The following is a 16,660-nucleotide window of genomic DNA, read 5'->3' on the forward strand; positions in this document are numbered from 1 at the left end:
TATTGCCGACTTTTGTGCGGTTCCATAGATGTGAGTGACCGATTTGCACCAGATCAACCTGGTGTTTAAGCAATAATGGTTCAATATCTCTAAGCCAAATATCGTCTTTAAGTAGATATTGATAACGTATTTCACGGATGTTGGGCAGCTTAGGCAATACGGTGTTTTGCCAATCTTGCGGGCTGATGGGAAAAGTTAGCTCGGTCAGTATTTCGATATTGTTTTCATCTGTTTCTACCAGTTGCATCAGTGGATTTGCCAGCACCGGTACAACATTATCGCCCAGTCCAAATACCCCTTGATGAGCGAGTACAACTTTGTATTTTGCCTCTTTAAATGCATCAGAATGCAACACACTTTCAAGCCATTGGTATTGCTCTGACTGGGTATCAAAACGCTCGAACATAAATTCGCCAAAGCCCCATGCATCAGGAGTTTGCAACTCGGATAAGGCTTCTACAAACTTGCTGCGATGCTGACCGCTTACATTCCATGATCGCCAAATCCGTGAAACATTCATCGAAATCAGAAAAACGTCCCCAAACGCCATGGCGTAATATTCTTTACCACCGGGACTGTCGTCCGGAAAGGTAAAAACATCCAGATAAGTTTGCTGATTATGCGAATTATCCTGAATCCATTGTGCTTTGCGTTGAGGATCATTGTCGGGATTGATTTGCTCTTTAAGCTGCTCATAAGCGATTTCGGCATACCAGCGCGGTTGAGGATCATTAAAGCTATTGTTCATTCGGTGATCAGATTGCTGAGGGAGAAAACGCCCCATCACTTCATGATTACCGATAGCAGCAAATAGTGGGACATGTTGCAAAATTTCACCGCCGTTGTAGACCGCGTCGGGTTTGAGTTGTTGATAGCGTCCCTGCAGCGTCGGGAAAAAGGGTGGTGCACCGTCTTCGAGTTGATCAAACCATTCCGATGCACGATCGGGGATATTGACCAGATCACCGGCAAAGAAAACCGCATCGGGTAGACCGATTGTTTCCACCACTTTCTGATAGTTGGCTGGAGAGTTGGTTTTTGATTGCAGATCCGAGGTAAGTAGAATTTTCAGTGGCGTATTTTTTTCTGGCAACGGCGTAAGGCTATAGCTGTCACTGAGAAGAACCTGTCCCTCATCGGTTATGCTTTTCACCTGATAATTCAGCCGCACACCGGCCCTGAGTGACGATGCTGTCGCTTCATGGCGGTAGACCTTTCTCAGTGTAAGAGTTTGATAATCCCTACCGGGTTGGGATGAATCTGCATCCTCAAACATGCTGGTCATCTTGGTGGTTGTGGCATCAGCAATCAGTCCATCACCATAGTGCAGTTGATGGCTTTGCCCGGCAAAGTTGGTAAACCAGACCACATTGACTGAATCTGCCGTGGGCAGTTGAAGAAAAGGATCGCTCAGAAAATCGCTATTTTCTTCGATGCTTTCCGGTACTTTTTTGACCACTGCTACTCCTGACGCATGAAATCCTGATAAAAAAACGAAACCCGTGATGATAAGACACAATTGAAATAACTTTGTCGTCAACATCCTGCGCGCTCTCAGATAGAGTGTAAGTGAATTTTTCTATCGAGTATCGTTAAAGCTCGTTACCAAAGGATGATCAGGAGTTGATTTGGCTAAAATTTTTTTGTAATGACTCTTTCAACCATTGAAATAACGAATGTGATTTTTGAACAGCACTACAGTCATCAAGTATTCTTTCTCAACAAAACAGGCGTCATGAGCGACGCAGTTCAGATGGATTTGATATAGATAGATAGGCCAAGCTAAAGGGAGCGTTGCTAAATGAAATTGTTTATTGCTGACAAACCTACTCAACGTCGGCATTTGGGATTATGGCTGCTGACATTGTTGATTGTTGTGTTGGTTGGTATGGGCTTTTATCACGTCTACAAACCGCTACCTCCCGGGTTGGATATTTTTGCCTCCGAGCGCTCTGCTACCGATGTGCAGTTTTTGGCGGACAGAACGTTTACCAGCACGGATGGTGAACGCCATACCGATCAACAGATATTCGATGCCATTTTTGAGATGATTGCCGGTGCCCGTCGATTTGTGCTGGTGGATATGTTTTTATTCAACGATTTTCAGGGCCAGCTGTCGGAGACACACCGCCCTCTCTCTGACGAACTGACAGATGCTCTGATTGCCCAGAAAAGGCGCTACCCGACGCTTGATATACAGGTTATTTCCGATCCACTGAATACTCTTTATGGTGGACGCCCTTCGCCACATTTTGCTCAACTTGAAGCGGCAGGTATTTCTGTCACATTGACCGATTTAACTCGCTTACGCGATAGCAACCCGGCATATTCTGCCTTCTGGCGTCTGTTTATTCAGCCCTTTGGTAATGATGAAGGGGAACTGTTGCCCAATCCTTTTGGGGAGGGACGGGTTTCGCTGCGGAGTTATCTTGCCATGCTTAACTTCAAAGCCAACCATCGCAAACTGATCATTGCCGATGATGGGACGCAACTTTCAGCATTGGTTACTTCTGCCAATCCTCATGATGGTAGTAGTGCTCACGGTAATGTGGCGTTGCGGTTTAATGGGGCCGCAGCCTGGGATTTGTTTGACAGCGAAGCAGCGGTGCTGGAGTTTTCGGATGCCCCCGTTCCAATACCTGAAGTAGCACAGATATCAGAGGCGAGCAGTAACGGTCTTACCGTTCAGGTGGTTACCGAACGCTCTGTTGAGCGAGCCTCAATTGAGATGATTGATGGAGCCGGGTCTGGCGATAAGTTGGATATGGCGATGTTCTATCTTTCTGACCGAGACATAGTAAACGCACTCAAGCGGGCGGCAGAGCGCGGCGTGAGCATGAGGGTTTTGCTGGATCCCAATAAAGATGCCTTTGGTCGGAAGAAAAATGGTGTACCTAATCGTCCTGTGGCCCATGAACTAGTAGAAGCGGGCATTACCGTGCGCTGGTGCAATACGCATGGCGAGCAATGTCACGCAAAATGGCTGATGCATCGAGGGGGTGATGACCAAAGTGCAATGATGCTTGGCTCAACCAATTTAACCCGTCGCAATCTGCATAACCTAAATCTTGAAACCAGTGTGGTTCTGCGTGGATCTGCTGAGGCTGAACCTTTGCAGCGCGGCCAGAATTGGTTTGAAGAGCGCTGGAATAACAGGAATCAGCGAAATTACAGCGTAGGTTATACCCAGTATGCCGATGAACGAATCTGGCCGCGTATGCTTTATCGCATTATGGAAGCCACCGGAATCAGCACTTTTTAAGTTTCTCTCTGCAAAAGCAAACTAAATCGGCTTTTTTTAAATGGACTTACATTTGCAAACACCAATCAAAGTGAGTAAATCAGACTTGGCTTTCTCTTGACGCCTTATATTTCAGCACTCCGCGGGCTTTCGGAAAGAGTGTAGAGCAATTTTTCTAAGGGATATTGGTAAAGCGTATTGCCAAAAAAATTAAAGAAGAATTTTGATCAGCTGTAAGTTGAAAACGCAGGCAAATTTACATCCTTAAAAAAACCACCGCTAAACCGGAGGATAATGATAGTAACATCGGTATCAGTACACGTGTGCCCAATCCAACGGTTCCGATGCCAAGAGCCAGACTTGCTTTGAAAAGATTGTTAACCATAGCGGCGATAATAATTGCTAACACTGCAGTAGCCGCCATTAAATCCTCACGTGCCATGCGGGTCAGGGATAAGGTAATAGCATCCACATCTGTCAGTCCGGAAATAGCAGCCAGTAGAAAGACTCCTGCATCACCCATCACATTTTTCAACCATTCGCCGAGCAATAAAATCACTACCAGTAATAAACCAAAAAGCAGAGCAGAGCGTAGTTCCAGTGGATTCTGCCCTTGAGGCTGACTTACGTTAACTGAGCCGGAGTGTTGCCACCATATCAGTGCAGCTGAGCCATAAAGAAGGCCTCCCATTACGATGACAGGTATCAGCAACTCTTTCAGCAACGGTGGATAAATCAGTGCAGCATAAAGCAGAATGCGTGGGAACATAGTGCCGCATGCAATGAGGATTCCTGCGGCCAGGAGCGGGCTTAGCTGACGTGAGTTTGACTGTCTTGAAAGGCGTGAAAAATGTAAAGTTAGCGCAGTTGATGAGCTGAGACCTGCAAACAGGCTGGTAAACATGATACCGCGTGTCGAACCACCGAAACGCATAGCAAAATAACCGATGAAACCAATTGCAGCGATGAGCACCACCATCCACCAGATTTCTCTGGGATTGAGTACATCGCCCGGCCCAAACCCTTCGTTTGGCAATAACGGCAGCACCACCACGGAAATCAGCAGAAGTTTCAGTCCTGCGTCCAGTTCATTGGCTTCCAATGTTTTCAGAAAACGATGAATAGATTCTTTGTTATCTAGAATCGTTGCAGTCACAACTGCAGCGGCAGCTGCGATCACAGGTTGTCCGGCAACTACCAGCGCACCAAAGCAAAATGTCAGTACCTGACCCACCCAACTGGTAATACTGAAATCTTGCTGCTGTCGGTTTTGCATCAAAAACCCGGCAAGTCCGGCCAATGCAACCATAACCAACAATATTGCAGGTACCCAGTTACCCAATTCGCGGCCGAGTTGAACTGACAGGCCACCAAGCAAACCAAGGAGCGCGTGCGTGCGAATTCCTGCAACGCGTTGTCCTGCTGCTTTATCACGGGCGAGCCAACCACGTTGTAATCCGATTAAGGCACCCAGAGCTAGAGCAATACCGAGAGCAAAAAGGTCCTGGCTGACTGCGCCGAGAAAATCACTCAGTTGGTACATTAAAATAATTCCTGATTAATGACTGACAAGCATTATAAGCATCAGCTGGTACTCTTTAGTAAGCATTGTAATAATAATTAACAGTAATTAAAGATCAACGAATCCAAATAAAATCATGGGAATGCAATGCTTAAATTAAGATCCGTAAAATTGATTTACCGAAGATAACTTGTCAGTATAAATCCACAACTTACTTTGTTTCGCTTATTAAGCTAAAGCCTGAGCAACCAAAAGGAGATGTTATGGATATCGACTTTACCGGTGAATATTTGGTTAATGATCAAGATGTGACGTTTTATGCCATAGTCAATAATCAGACGGTGGCATGTATTGTTTCTACAGCGGCCCTTGATGAGTTGGCTGACCCGGATGATGAGATGGATGCTGAAACCGTGTTTCTGGAGCATCAATATAAATTTGAAGAGATTGCTGAGGGATTGATCCTCAACCATAAAGTAGTTGATGGCGAACTACATATTGATCGGGGTGAGTTGTAATTATTCTGTTTAAGGTTCACTGGCTCCGGGATTATTCGTTTTGAAAAAATCTGCCAATTGCCAAGAAGATGATGCGTTTGCATTGCTGAATGAGGTTCGTGGTTGTCGGATTTGTGCTGAGAAGTTGCCGGTTGAGCCACGACCCGTTTTGCAATTTCATCCTGCTGCACGAATTCTGATTGCCGGGCAGGCCCCAGGCCGAAAAGTACATGAAAGCGGAATTCCGTTTGATGATGCCAGCGGTGATAGATTGCGAGCCTGGCTTGGCATATCACGCGATGTTTTCTACGACGAACAGCAGGTTGCTATTCTGCCCATGGGATTTTGCTATCCGGGGACGGGTAAGTCAGGTGATTTACCACCCCGACCGGAATGTGCTCCGACGTGGCGTGACGACTTGCTGTCCAAATTGGAAAATATTCAATTGACCTTGGTGGTTGGCCAATATGCTCAGGCTTATCATTTTGCTGATAATAAGGCCTCACTCACCGAAAAAGTCTTAGCATGGCATGAACTATGGCCACACGTTGTGCCTTTGCCACATCCAAGTCCGCGCAATAATCGCTGGTTGAAAAACAATCCATGGTTTGAACAAACGTTATTACCGGATTTACGTCATCGGGTGGCCGAAGTTTTATCCGACTCGCAAGAGGCTACATAAGCTGGTCGTGGGGGAAATGCAAAACGACATAATTGAATGTTATATATAGTCGAGAATCGACGATTTTATATATGAATTTGCAGATTTCTGCATGCTCCGGTTCTATTTAAGAGGTAAAGATGATGAAATCGCTACCAGACAATGTTGTTGCATATAAACGCACGCCGGAATTTGATGAGAGCTCTATCCCCACCGGTTTACTGAACAATCACCAAACCAAGGAGGGCGTATGGGGAAAGATTGTGGTTGTAAGTGGAAAATTGCTTTATACCATTCAGGATCCATTCGAAGAAATCCTGTTGGATTCAGATAAATATGGTGTGGTGGAGCCCGCTGTTTTGCATCAGGTAAAACCGATTGGGCATGTCGATTTTTTTGTCGAGTTTTACCAGTAATGAGTATTACAAGTCCCTTTAACCAAAATTATTGTCGGCAAGATCGCATAACAGCGGATAATTGGTTGGTACTAGGGTTTATTAATTGGAGACAACAAAATGAAAATACTGGCATTAGTGGTAAGTCTGTCAGCTGCATTAGTCCTCACCGGCTGTGCAGTGAAAACTTCCGGTGTTAAAAAAGTTGGCCCTGATACCTATACGGTTTCAGCTGACCATCTGAATGCCTCCACGGCAAAAGCTTCTGTTCTTGAACAAGCTGGTGAGTATTGCGTCAGTCAGGGAAAAGAGCTACTGGTCACTAAAACCCTGAAACGGCAAAAGGTGAAATATTTTTATGATGTAACTTTCCTGTGTCTGGATGAAGGTGACCCACGGTTGGTAAGTCCGGAATACGAAACTACGGTTGAGCCGAGATAATCACGGCTATTCGTCATTAACAAATCCGGCAGATCGAATCGTTCTGTCGGGTTTGGTATGAAAGAGGTTAGATAGCAATCAGCCTCATTTTGCTCTATGGTTAACACAATGAAGTGATGTATTTGCCTCCGCATTTCTTGCGTCCATTTTCCCTCGCTTGATATACCCTGTTTTGCTTAAGCGTCGTTGATAAACCGCAAAAACTTTTCCGATACTTTAGCGCTGAATGTACTGACCGTGACGTGGTTATTTACAGCTCAATAAACTTTTAATGGAGAACTAGAATGATCGTAACGTTTAGCACCAAGGCTTACGCCGATATCACCATGTTTGGTGATGTGGCCAAAGATATGTTGAAGATTATGGGGCATAGCGGCACCATTCCAGGCGCCTTTCAGCCGCAGGACTTACCATCGGCTTTATCAAAACTGCAAACAGCGGTTGATTCCAGTAAAGCAGCTGAGCAGGATCCTCAAGATGGTGAATTTAAACCGGGCCTGTCACAAAGAGCATTACCGTTAATTAATCTGTTAAACGCAGCAATTGATGCCAATGCCGATGTTATGTGGGAAGGTAAATAAAACTATTCACAATTTTCTGGATTAACGCACCTTAACCTGTCAGAACGGACGAAACGAATAAGATCAATAGGCCCTGATATTTTGTGCGGTATGATTAACCTTTATTCGATATAACGATTGGCGTTAAATCAGCCAGCAGACGGGGAGTCATATCGTGGAACCGGCTTATTTTATTTATGCTTTTGCAGGTGGATTGCTGGCGATGATTTTACGCCTGCCACCACTGGCAGGATTTCTTGCCGCCGGTTTTTTACTCAACTATTCGGGTTATGAGCTAACACCAACGCTTGAGGCCATCGCCAGTCTTGGTGTGACCTTATTATTGTTTACCATTGGACTTAAGCTCAATATTCGCACCTTATTGCAATCTGAAGTATGGGGAGTGGCAAGCTTACATATCACCCTCTCAAGTCTGTTATTTGTAGGATTCCTCGGCTTACTCAAGTTCGGTGGTATTTTGCTGATGCAATCTACCGACTGGACAGCGATAGTGATTCTGGCCTTTGCCTTGTCATTTTCCAGTACGGTGTTTGCCGTTAAAGTCCTCGAAGAGCGCAGTGAAACCCAATCGTTTTATGGCCGCGTAGCGATTGGTATTCTGATCATGCAGGATATTTTTGCAGTGATTTTTCTCTCTGCCACTACGGGCACGATGCCGTCAGTTTGGGCTTTAGGTCTGTTTTTACTGATTCCGGCTGCCCCTTTTTTAAGACAATTACTGGATCGCCTTGGACATGGCGAAATGCAGGTATTGTTCGGCTTTGTGCTGGCACTGGTGGTAGGTTATAAGCTGTTTGAAATGGTGGGCTTAAAAGGTGATTTGGGTGCATTGATTATGGGTGTTTTGCTGGCACCGCATAAAACATCAGCCAATCTGGCGCGTTCTTTATTCAATATTAAAGAGTTGTTTCTGGTCGGCTTTTTTCTATCGATTGGTCTGACCGCTTTACCCAGTTGGGAGCATGTTGGGCTGGCGTTGCTGTTATTAGTGCTGTTGCCGTTGAAAACCTTGTTGTTTGTGCTCATGTTCCCACGGTTCAGGTTGCGTATCCGTACCTCGGTGTTAACCTCACTCACCCTGACCAATTATTCGGAATTTGGTCTGATTGTGGCTGCATTGGCGATGTCTGAGGGCTGGCTCAGCAATGATTGGATGGTGATACTTTCTTTATCTGTTGCCATGAGCTTTGTAGTGTCAGCCATTTTGAACAACTACAACGAGCGGATATATCAGCTAAGCAAGTGCCGATTAACAGAGGTGCCGACAGACCAGTTACATTTGCATGATAAACCAATTGAATTGAATTCAACTCAGGTAGTTATTTTGGGAATGGGTAAGATCGGTCGTGGGGCGTATCAGCGTTTGCAGCAAAAATACGGCTTAAAAGTACTCGGTGTTGATAATGATCAAAATAAAATCAGTCGTTTAAATGAGCGATTCAGGATCGTGGAAGGCGATGCTGTTGACTCCGACTTTTGGAATAAATTGCTGATGAGCGATCAGATACAACTGGTGGTACTGGCCATGCCGCATCATGCCGGTAATGTGTATGCGCTTAAACAACTGAGAGGACGTGACTTTAAAGGCCATGTTGCAGCCATTGTGGAATATCCCGATGAAGTTGAGCGTCTGAAGAATCTCGGTGCTGATGAAGTATTTGAAGTCTATGAAGGCGCAGGTTTATCGCTGGCGGATCAGGCAATGCAGAGGATTGAGATTAAAGACTAATTTGGACTTGTGGGCTGCTTAAAAGCAGCCCTGCCATTTTAAAGATTTTTCTCTATTTCCAATTTGACCGTTTGGCTTGCTGGAGTTTTTCATAGCCTGCCAATAACGCATTATGTCGTTCAAACCCTTCCAGGCTGAGGCCGGGGCAATGCAGATTGTGGAATAGTTTTTCACCTTCGACGATTTGAATGCCATCATCGACATTTTGCTGACCATACATTAATGCCAGGCCTTTGGTGTATTCAGCGTAATCACGTTCATCATCCCATTTGATTTCCAGCAGTGCTTTCAGACAACGGTAAAATAAAATATTCTGCTCGCTGCCCTGATCCAAAGCCAGACACCAGTCAATCCAGTCAATTGCTTCTTCATCTTCCAATGCCAGATAGAGCATGGCTTTGAGTTCGCCAAGACGAATATCTGCCCATAAAGTGCCGGGATCTGCGGCCAGCCCGATAAACGGTGCGACGGGAGTTTGATCGTTATAACCGCCTTCATCCAGGCGATCCAGAATATCCTGCCATTGTTCCGGGTCACCATCTTTCAGAGTCAGGAAATCCTCGCGGAATAATGCGCCTTCATTATTGTTTTCCCACACCAGTTCATCAACGGGATAAATATCCGACATGCCCGGCACCAGAATCCGGCAGGCGTAAACATCAAGGTGACTGTAATCGGCAATGTAGATATCAAATCCAAGTTGATGGATTTTATCGGTCAGGAATTTGAATTCGTCAGCGGTGGCATCATCATAATCCCAGTCGAAGAAATCATAGTCCGGTGTTTCACGGAAAAAGTCGTTAGAGATATAACCGCTGGAATCGATAAAGTGCATTTCCAGATTGGCGGGGGAAGCGACTTCATCGAGATCAAATGTTGGTGGGTGGAAAACATCCAGCTGATCCAGACCGCGTCCCTGTAATAGCTCTGTGACAGTCCGTTCCAGCGCCACTTCAAAACTTGGATGTGCCCCAAACGAGGCAAATACTGACCCGTCTTTAGGATTAATCAGTGTGACGGACATTACCGGAAATTGACCGTCCAGAGAGGCATCGGCCACTTTTAAGTGATAGCCATGATCACGCAGTTCCTGTAATGCCTGTTGGATTTTTGGATAACGGTTTAATACTTCATCCGGTACTTCGGGCAGACAGATACCTTCAGCAATAATTTTGTTTTTCACATAGCGTTCAAAGACTTCGGATAAGCCTTGAACCCGGGCTTCATTCTGGGTATTACCGGCCGACATACCATTGCTGACGTAAATATTGCCGATAAGGTTGACTGGAATATAACGAACTTCGCCATCACCAAGGCGTTGATAAGGCACTGCACAGATACCGCGTTCGCCATCGCCGGAATTGGTATCAAACAACATGTCCGGGGTCAGTTCATTTTCCGGATCAAAATATTTCCACAGGCTTTCATCCATCAAGCCTTCGGGCATTTCATCACTATCCATGTCAAACCAGCGTTCGTTGGGATAATGCACAAATTCACTATTGCTGTGATGTTCGCCCAGATAGAAGTCGGCAAAGAAATAATTGCAGCTGAGCCGTTCGAAATATTCACCCAACGCACTGGCAAGACAGGCTTTTTCGCTACTGCCTTTGCCATTGGTAAACATCAAAGGACAGGTTTTATCACGGATATGGACTGAATAAACATTGCTGACCGGGTTAAGCCAGGATGCTTCTTCGATATCAAAACCAAACGACTTTAGTTTGGCCTGCATGGTGGCGATACTGGTTTCCAGATCGCTGTCTTTGCCTTTGATAAATGTTTTCTCAGTCATGGTGGATTCTCACTTGGATAAAAAAGCCCCCAATAACGGGGGCTCTTTCAATTAGCCGATTTAGAATCACATCTTAACAGTTCGGCAGATTTAGATTCTGACTAGTTGTCTGGAGGTCAAACGTATAAAACGAATCGTTTTATTTGCGACCCAAAGCCAAAAAGCCACCAACGACTACCGCAACTGCGCCACCGATGATGTACCACATGGTTTCATCAGTAAAACGCCCAGTGAACGTTTCGGTCACTTGATCGCCCAATGATTGTGAGGCATTAAAACCAAATACCAACAAGATAATGCCGATAACTACTAAAATTATGCCTAAAAGCTTTTGACCACCCATGTTCTCTCTCCTGTTAGCGATTTATTTTTTTAAGTTCTCCATGGGTGTTCTGGTAAGTCACAAACGCCGATTGTTTCAACGCCTGCACGTGCAACCAGATCATCATTTTCAACCGAGCTGCCACTTACCCCAATCGCACCTGACATAAAGCCTTCAACATCAACGATTGGCACACCGCCTGGAAAAGTAATCATGCCATCATTTGAATGTTCGATGCCATATAAAGGCTGACCCGGTTGAGATAATTGACCGATTTCACCACTGGGCATACCAAAATACACCGCCGTACGGGCTTTTTTGATAGCAATATCAATACTGCCAACCCAGGCATCATCCATACGATAGAATGCTTTCAACGCGCCACCGGAGTCAACTACAGCAATACACATACGGGTGTCAGTTGATTCAGCTTTTTTGAGGGCGCCATCAATCGCTTTTTTAGCCGCTTCTGAAGTAACGTGCATGGTTATCTCCTTAATTGAGTTGCTGGATCAGAAACTGTTGAAAAAGTATTTTTTCAACAACTATATTTCATGGAGAAAATAGGACCCAGACAGGGTTTAAGATTTATATTGAAATCTTAATTTTAATAAATGCCTTTCTACTGTAAGCGGCCTCGATATAAACGCAATAACATAAGTCAAAACCCTTGATAACTATTGATTACAGGAAAAGTCTATGAAAGCAGTTTTTTTACTAGTGATGATATTAACGAGTGTATTTATTAATCAGGCAATTGCAGAAGATCGGCGTTTAATCCAGCAACAACTTGATGAAGCTTGTGAAACGGCAAGGTTGGAAAAGTTGGCGCCTATCCGGGAAAAATATGCAGCAGAGTGCGTTGCTGAGTGGGATCGCAGCCAGCAATATTGTGATCGTTTCTATAGCGATTATGGTAATAAGGGGGGCGACCAGCCGGTATTGTTTTATGATTTACCGGAATGCGAGAAAGCCTGGAATTACCAGCAACGATATCGCAGTGCAGATTAAAGCCAGCTTAATGGAACACCTTGTATAACGAATTGGTTAAACAGTTTTGTATAACAGCCTGTAAAATTTAGCGCAATTTATTTGTTCAGGGAATCAGAGTGGAGCAACGCGGTAAGGAACATTTTATTGGGCTGGAATGGCTGCGGTTTTTGCTCGGTTTATATATCGTTGTTTTTCACACGTTACATACTTATAAACTCAAAGAAAAAGCCCCCTGGTTGATGGATATGGTTGGTGTGGGTTTTTTTGCCACCAGCAGTTTTTTTGTATTGTCCGGATTTCTTTTAGCGCATGTTTATTGCCGAAACGGTGAACTACGCGAAGCAGCGACCAGCTTTTGGGCAAAGCGCTTTTCTAACTTATATCCGCTACATGTTTTTTCATTGCTGCTCACGTTTTCGGTACTGACCATTATCAATTATCTGGGCCTTCCTCCAGATGATGTGAAAGCCACAGTACGGTTTGTGGTGTATGACACAAATGTGGATTTGGGTGAAGCAGGACGGGCATCAATTGAACATTACATGAGTAATAGTGAGTTACTAATTAATTCGTTGTTGCAGATATTCATGTTGCAGGCCTGGAACCCTTTTTATCTGACGTTTAACGCGCCATTATGGTCAATTTCGACGTTGTTTTTCTTTTATCTGACTTTTCCTTTTGCTGCGCCGTATCTGATGCGGGTAAAACATAAAATTCTGTGGCTTTCAGCATTGATGCTGATTTACCTTATTCCACCTCTATTGGTTATTTGGAATGGCGATTACGGTATGCCATTTACTGGCATGTTACATCGCATGCCGATTATTCGTATTCCAGAGTTTTTTGCTGGCATTCTCTGCTATGCCCTGTTTCGTCAGCTGCGAGATAGTGGGCGTGATCCACAATTCATGATGCGAATCCTGATGGGGTTGTTTGTCATGCTGTGTTTTCTCGGCGCGATATGGCTGCTTAGAGGCGAACGTTACTGGTATTTCCTTCTGCATAACGGTTTGTTATTGCCGGCACAGCTGATGTTGATTTATCTGTGCGCTTTAGCAGGAACGCCACGCAATGAATGGTTTAACAACTGGTCACGTCGGCTGGGTGCAGCATCATTGCCATTGTTTGTATTGCATGTGCCTGCCTTTGTATTATTTTCCCGATCAGAAAAAATACTTAATGTACTGTCGATTGAGTGCTTGCAGAACTGGAACAGCTGCGCGGTTCAGGCAAGCGAACAAAGCTTATCGATTTGGTTTTATCCATTGTTCCTGCTGCTGACCGTTATCTTGTGTATCTGGTCAATGGAGCACGCGGTGGTGCCTACCCGTAAGTGGATATTAAAACGGTTGCCATTTACGGCAATCAAGCAATCCTGATTTTTTATGTGCCAATGGCGGCCTGATTCTATGTATAAGCAAAATTCATTTTCAGTCACAACAGAGGCAGTTATGAAAGATCAACAGACCCTAACAAATCGCTCAGGACGTTCATCCACATTTTTCAGTCGGTTTGTTGCCATCAGCTTGTTGATGATCTCAAGCAGTCTTTATGCCTTTTCACTCGACGATGTCGCTGAAAAAGCTCAGGCACTGGTCAAACAGGACTATGTCAAACCACAAAGCAATCTGCCCGCAGAGTTCAGTCAGATGCAGTTTGCCGATTACATGAAAATCCAGCCAAGAGCAGAGCAATTTCATTGGAAGGAACAGCAAACGCCATTCCGACTGGCGTTTTATCATCAAGGAATGCACTTTAAAGTGCCGGTAAAGATTAATGAGATCCTACCTAATGGCATGACGGAAATTAACTACGATCCGGAAAATTTCTCTTTTGGTGATTTAACTTTTGAAAAAGCCACCACGGCGAATCTGGGGTATGCCGGTTTTCGTGTTTTATATCCCATCAATAAAGCGGATAAATACGATGAAATCATGAGTGTGTTGGGCGCGAGTTATTTCAGGGTGATTGGTGAGGATCAGGTTTATGGTCTCTCGGGGCGAGGGATGAATATTGATACTGCGGTTGCTGATGATATTGCAGAAGAGTTTCCGGAATTTCGTGAATTCTGGATTCAGCGTCCCCAATCCGGTGAAGAGAATCTGGTGATTTATGCATTGCTGGATTCGCCTAGCGCGACGGGAGCTTATCGTTTTGATTTACAACCAGGCACCGATACCGTGCTGGATGTCGAAGCAAAAGTGTATTTGCGTAAAGACGTTCATGAGCTAGGTCTGGCGACACTTACCAGTATGTTTTTATATGATGGCCGACAACCACCGAGCCAGCATAATTTCCGCCCACAAATTCATGATTCGAACGGGTTAGCCATTCATGCTGGAAACGGGGAAAGGATTTGGCGTCCGCTGAATAACCCGGATGGGGTGTCTGTGAGTACTTGGCAGGTCGAAAACCCGAAAGGCTTTGGTTTGTTGCAGCGCGGCCGTGAGTTTTCGCGCTTTCAGGAATTGGATGATTTATACCATTTACGACCAAGTGCCTGGATTGAAACCAAAAGTGCCTGGGGTAAAGGTCGCATCAAATTGATTGAATATCGCACAGCAGATGAGACTAATGACAATATCGGGACTTTCTGGATTCCGGATAATCTTCCGCCGCTGGGGGAGCCGCTAGAAATGTCTTATCGGATCCATTGGACGCTGGATGAGCCGTCATTGGCAGACCCCAATATTGCCTGGGTGTCACAAACATTACGTTCTGCAGGTGAAGACAAACAAGCCAATCTGATTCGTGATTTGGATGAAACCATATTATTGCAAGTGGATTTTGAAGGACCGGTATTGACAGAGCGGGGTGAACATCAAGTACCAGCAACACAAATCAGTATCAGTGAGCATGCCGAAATTTTAAGCAGCCACTTACGTTATAACCCAGCCACCAAAGGCTGGCGTTTAATGATGCGTACGCAGATTCATGATCCAAATAAAGTGGTAGAAATGCGTGCCGCGCTGGTCGATGAACATCAGCAACCCTTATCCGAAACATGGAGCTATCAGATTCCTGTTGGCTATGCTGTAACCCGCTGAAAAAATTACTAGAAGGCTCAGCCCAGCATAGACAAGTGATTTGTTTTACGGTGACTAATTTTGCGCTAACAAAAACAATCACTTGTCTGTACTCTAAGGCGTAAAAAGCGTATGCTGTGCGCCCTTTATCACTGACTGATTTTATGGCCGGAAAACTTTTTATCAGAACCTTTGGCTGCCAGATGAACGAGTACGACTCGAACAAGATGGCCGAGGTGCTTGCTGCGTCACATCAATTGGAAACAACCGATATCGCTGAAGATGCCGATGTGTTGTTGCTTAATACCTGTTCGATTCGTGAAAAAGCTCAGGAAAAGGTTTTTCATCAACTGGGTCGCTGGAAGCGCTGGAAAGATAAAAAACCACATCTGGTGATTGGGGTTGGCGGTTGTGTGGCCAGTCAGGAAGGTGAGGCGATTCGTAAACGTGCGCCTTATGTCGATCTGATTTTTGGACCACAAACTCTGCATCGACTGCCCACCATGTTGGACGATGTCAGAAAAAATAATAAACCGGAAATTGATATTTCGTTTCCGGAAATCGAAAAGTTCGATAATTTGCCTGCGCCAAAAGCCGATGGCCCAACAGCATTTGTTTCCATCATGGAAGGTTGCAGCAAGTACTGCACATTCTGTGTTGTGCCGTATACCCGGGGTGAAGAAGTCAGTCGTCCAGTGGGTGCTGTGTTACGAGAGATTCGACAACTGGCCGCCCAGGGCGTGCGTGAAGTCAATCTGTTAGGACAAAACGTTAATGCCTATCGCGGTATTATTGAAGATGATGAAACCGCTGATCTGGCGTTATTGATTCACTATGTCGCAGCAATTGAAGGTATTGAGCGAATTCGCTTTACTACCTCGCATCCGGTGGAATTTTCCGATTCATTGATCGAAGCGTTTGCCGAAATTCCGGAATTGGTCAACCACCTGCATTTACCGGTGCAGTCCGGCTCAGATCGAATTCTGGCGATGATGAAACGCGGCCATACTGTTGCGCAATATATTGAAAAAATTGAGCGGGTCAAAAAAATCCGTCCGAATCTGAGTATGTCGAGCGATTTTATTGTCGGATTTCCTAATGAAACCGAAGAAGATTTCAACGCGACGATGGCGTTGATTAATCAGATAGGTTTTGATCACTCTTTTAGCTTTATATACAGCGCACGTCCTGGTACACCAGCAGCGATGTTTAATGATTCAGTTTCTGATGAAGAGAAAAAACAGCGTCTGCAAATTATGCAGGATCGTTTACGTGAGCTTGAAAATGCTGTGAGTGAATCGATGCTTGGTACGGTGCAACGTGTCTTGGTAGAGCGTGCTGCACATCGCGATGCCGGTGAAATCGCCGGCAGAACTGAAAATAATCGGGTCGTCAATTTCCCCGGTGATATTGCGCTGGTGGGCAAGTTTGTCGATGTGCGTGTCACAGAGGCACAC

At 45.0% G+C, this 16,660-nt stretch carries 16 protein-coding genes; 11 read left to right on the plus strand and 5 right to left on the minus strand.

From position 1 onward, the window contains the following. On the minus strand, nt 1-1,459 hold a 1,459-nt coding region (locus tag B3182_RS09020; RefSeq protein WP_292752460.1), incomplete at its 3' end, for a purple acid phosphatase family protein. Between the two features lie 342 nt (nt 1,460-1,801). On the opposite strand from B3182_RS09020, the gene B3182_RS09025 reads away from it, so the two are divergent. After that, nucleotides 1,802-3,262: a phospholipase D-like domain-containing protein gene (locus B3182_RS09025; protein ID WP_292358289.1), complete on the plus strand. Its 1,461-nt coding sequence runs from the start codon at nt 1,802-1,804 to the stop codon at nt 3,260-3,262. 235 nt (nt 3,263-3,497) lie between these two features. On the opposite strand, the gene B3182_RS09030 is transcribed toward B3182_RS09025, so the two are convergent. After that, on the minus strand, nt 3,498-4,784 hold the full coding sequence (locus B3182_RS09030; RefSeq protein ID WP_292358287.1) for an MgtC/SapB family protein: 1,287 nt from the start codon (nt 4,782-4,784) through the stop codon (nt 3,498-3,500). A 242-nt stretch (nt 4,785-5,026) separates the two neighbouring features. Between B3182_RS09030 and B3182_RS09035 the strand changes: the two genes are divergently transcribed. From B3182_RS09035 to B3182_RS09060, 6 genes are all read left to right on the plus strand, one after another. Next, the gene (locus tag B3182_RS09035; protein WP_292358285.1) at nt 5,027-5,281 is read left to right on the plus strand and encodes a DUF1488 family protein; all 255 of its coding nucleotides are present in this window, start codon (nt 5,027-5,029) and stop codon (nt 5,279-5,281) included. Between the two features lie 40 nt (nt 5,282-5,321). After that, entirely contained in the window at nt 5,322-5,942 is a 621-nt protein-coding gene (locus tag B3182_RS09040) for a uracil-DNA glycosylase family protein (protein WP_292358284.1), read from the plus strand. Between the two features lie 119 nt (nt 5,943-6,061). Further along, a complete protein-coding gene (locus tag B3182_RS09045) occupies nt 6,062-6,337 on the plus strand; it encodes a DUF1971 domain-containing protein (protein WP_292402858.1) in 276 nt (91 codons plus the stop codon). Nucleotides 6,338-6,436: 99 nt separating this feature from the next. Next, nucleotides 6,437-6,757, plus strand: coding sequence for a hypothetical protein (locus B3182_RS09050; protein WP_292358280.1), 321 nt, complete (start codon nt 6,437-6,439; stop codon nt 6,755-6,757). A gap of 284 nt (nt 6,758-7,041) precedes the next feature. Beyond that, complete coding sequence (locus B3182_RS09055) at nt 7,042-7,338, plus strand: DUF1840 domain-containing protein (protein ID WP_292358278.1); 297 nt, start codon at nt 7,042-7,044, stop codon at nt 7,336-7,338. 154 nt (nt 7,339-7,492) lie between these two features. Further along, a complete protein-coding gene (locus B3182_RS09060; RefSeq protein ID WP_292358276.1) occupies nt 7,493-9,067 on the plus strand; it encodes a cation:proton antiporter family protein in 1,575 nt (524 codons plus the stop codon). 52 nt (nt 9,068-9,119) lie between these two features. Here the strand turns inward: B3182_RS09060 and ycaO are convergent, their stop codons facing one another. From ycaO to B3182_RS09075, 3 genes are all read right to left on the minus strand, one after another. Continuing rightward, entirely contained in the window at nt 9,120-10,862 is a 1,743-nt protein-coding gene (gene ycaO, locus B3182_RS09065) for a 30S ribosomal protein S12 methylthiotransferase accessory factor YcaO (RefSeq protein WP_292358274.1), read from the minus strand. 139 nt (nt 10,863-11,001) lie between these two features. Then, nucleotides 11,002-11,205: a DUF3185 family protein gene (locus tag B3182_RS09070; RefSeq protein ID WP_292358272.1), complete on the minus strand. Its 204-nt coding sequence runs from the start codon at nt 11,203-11,205 to the stop codon at nt 11,002-11,004. Nucleotides 11,206-11,234: 29 nt separating this feature from the next. After that, nucleotides 11,235-11,669, minus strand: a complete 435-nt coding sequence (locus tag B3182_RS09075; RefSeq protein ID WP_292358270.1) for a GlcG/HbpS family heme-binding protein — start codon at nt 11,667-11,669, stop codon at nt 11,235-11,237. A gap of 214 nt (nt 11,670-11,883) precedes the next feature. Here B3182_RS09075 and B3182_RS09080 point away from each other — a divergent pair, with 214 nt between their 5' ends. The 4 genes from B3182_RS09080 to miaB all read left to right on the plus strand — a co-directional run. Then, nucleotides 11,884-12,195 carry a hypothetical protein gene (locus tag B3182_RS09080; protein WP_292358268.1) on the plus strand — a complete coding sequence of 104 codons (312 nt, stop codon included), beginning with the start codon at nt 11,884-11,886 and terminating at the stop codon, nt 12,193-12,195. A gap of 98 nt (nt 12,196-12,293) precedes the next feature. Further along, nucleotides 12,294-13,556, plus strand: a complete 1,263-nt coding sequence (locus B3182_RS09085) for an acyltransferase family protein (protein WP_292358266.1) — start codon at nt 12,294-12,296, stop codon at nt 13,554-13,556. 72 nt (nt 13,557-13,628) lie between these two features. Then, entirely contained in the window at nt 13,629-15,224 is a 1,596-nt protein-coding gene (locus tag B3182_RS09090) for a glucan biosynthesis protein G (RefSeq protein WP_349676189.1), read from the plus strand. Between the two features lie 143 nt (nt 15,225-15,367). Then, nucleotides 15,368-16,660 (plus strand): tRNA (N6-isopentenyl adenosine(37)-C2)-methylthiotransferase MiaB (gene miaB, locus B3182_RS09095; RefSeq protein WP_292752466.1); only part of this gene is annotated, 1,293 nt, incomplete at its 3' end.

Source organism: Methylophaga sp. UBA4204 (genome assembly GCF_002379485.1).
In the GTDB taxonomy this organism is placed as follows: Bacteria; Pseudomonadota; Gammaproteobacteria; order Nitrosococcales; family Methylophagaceae; genus Methylophaga.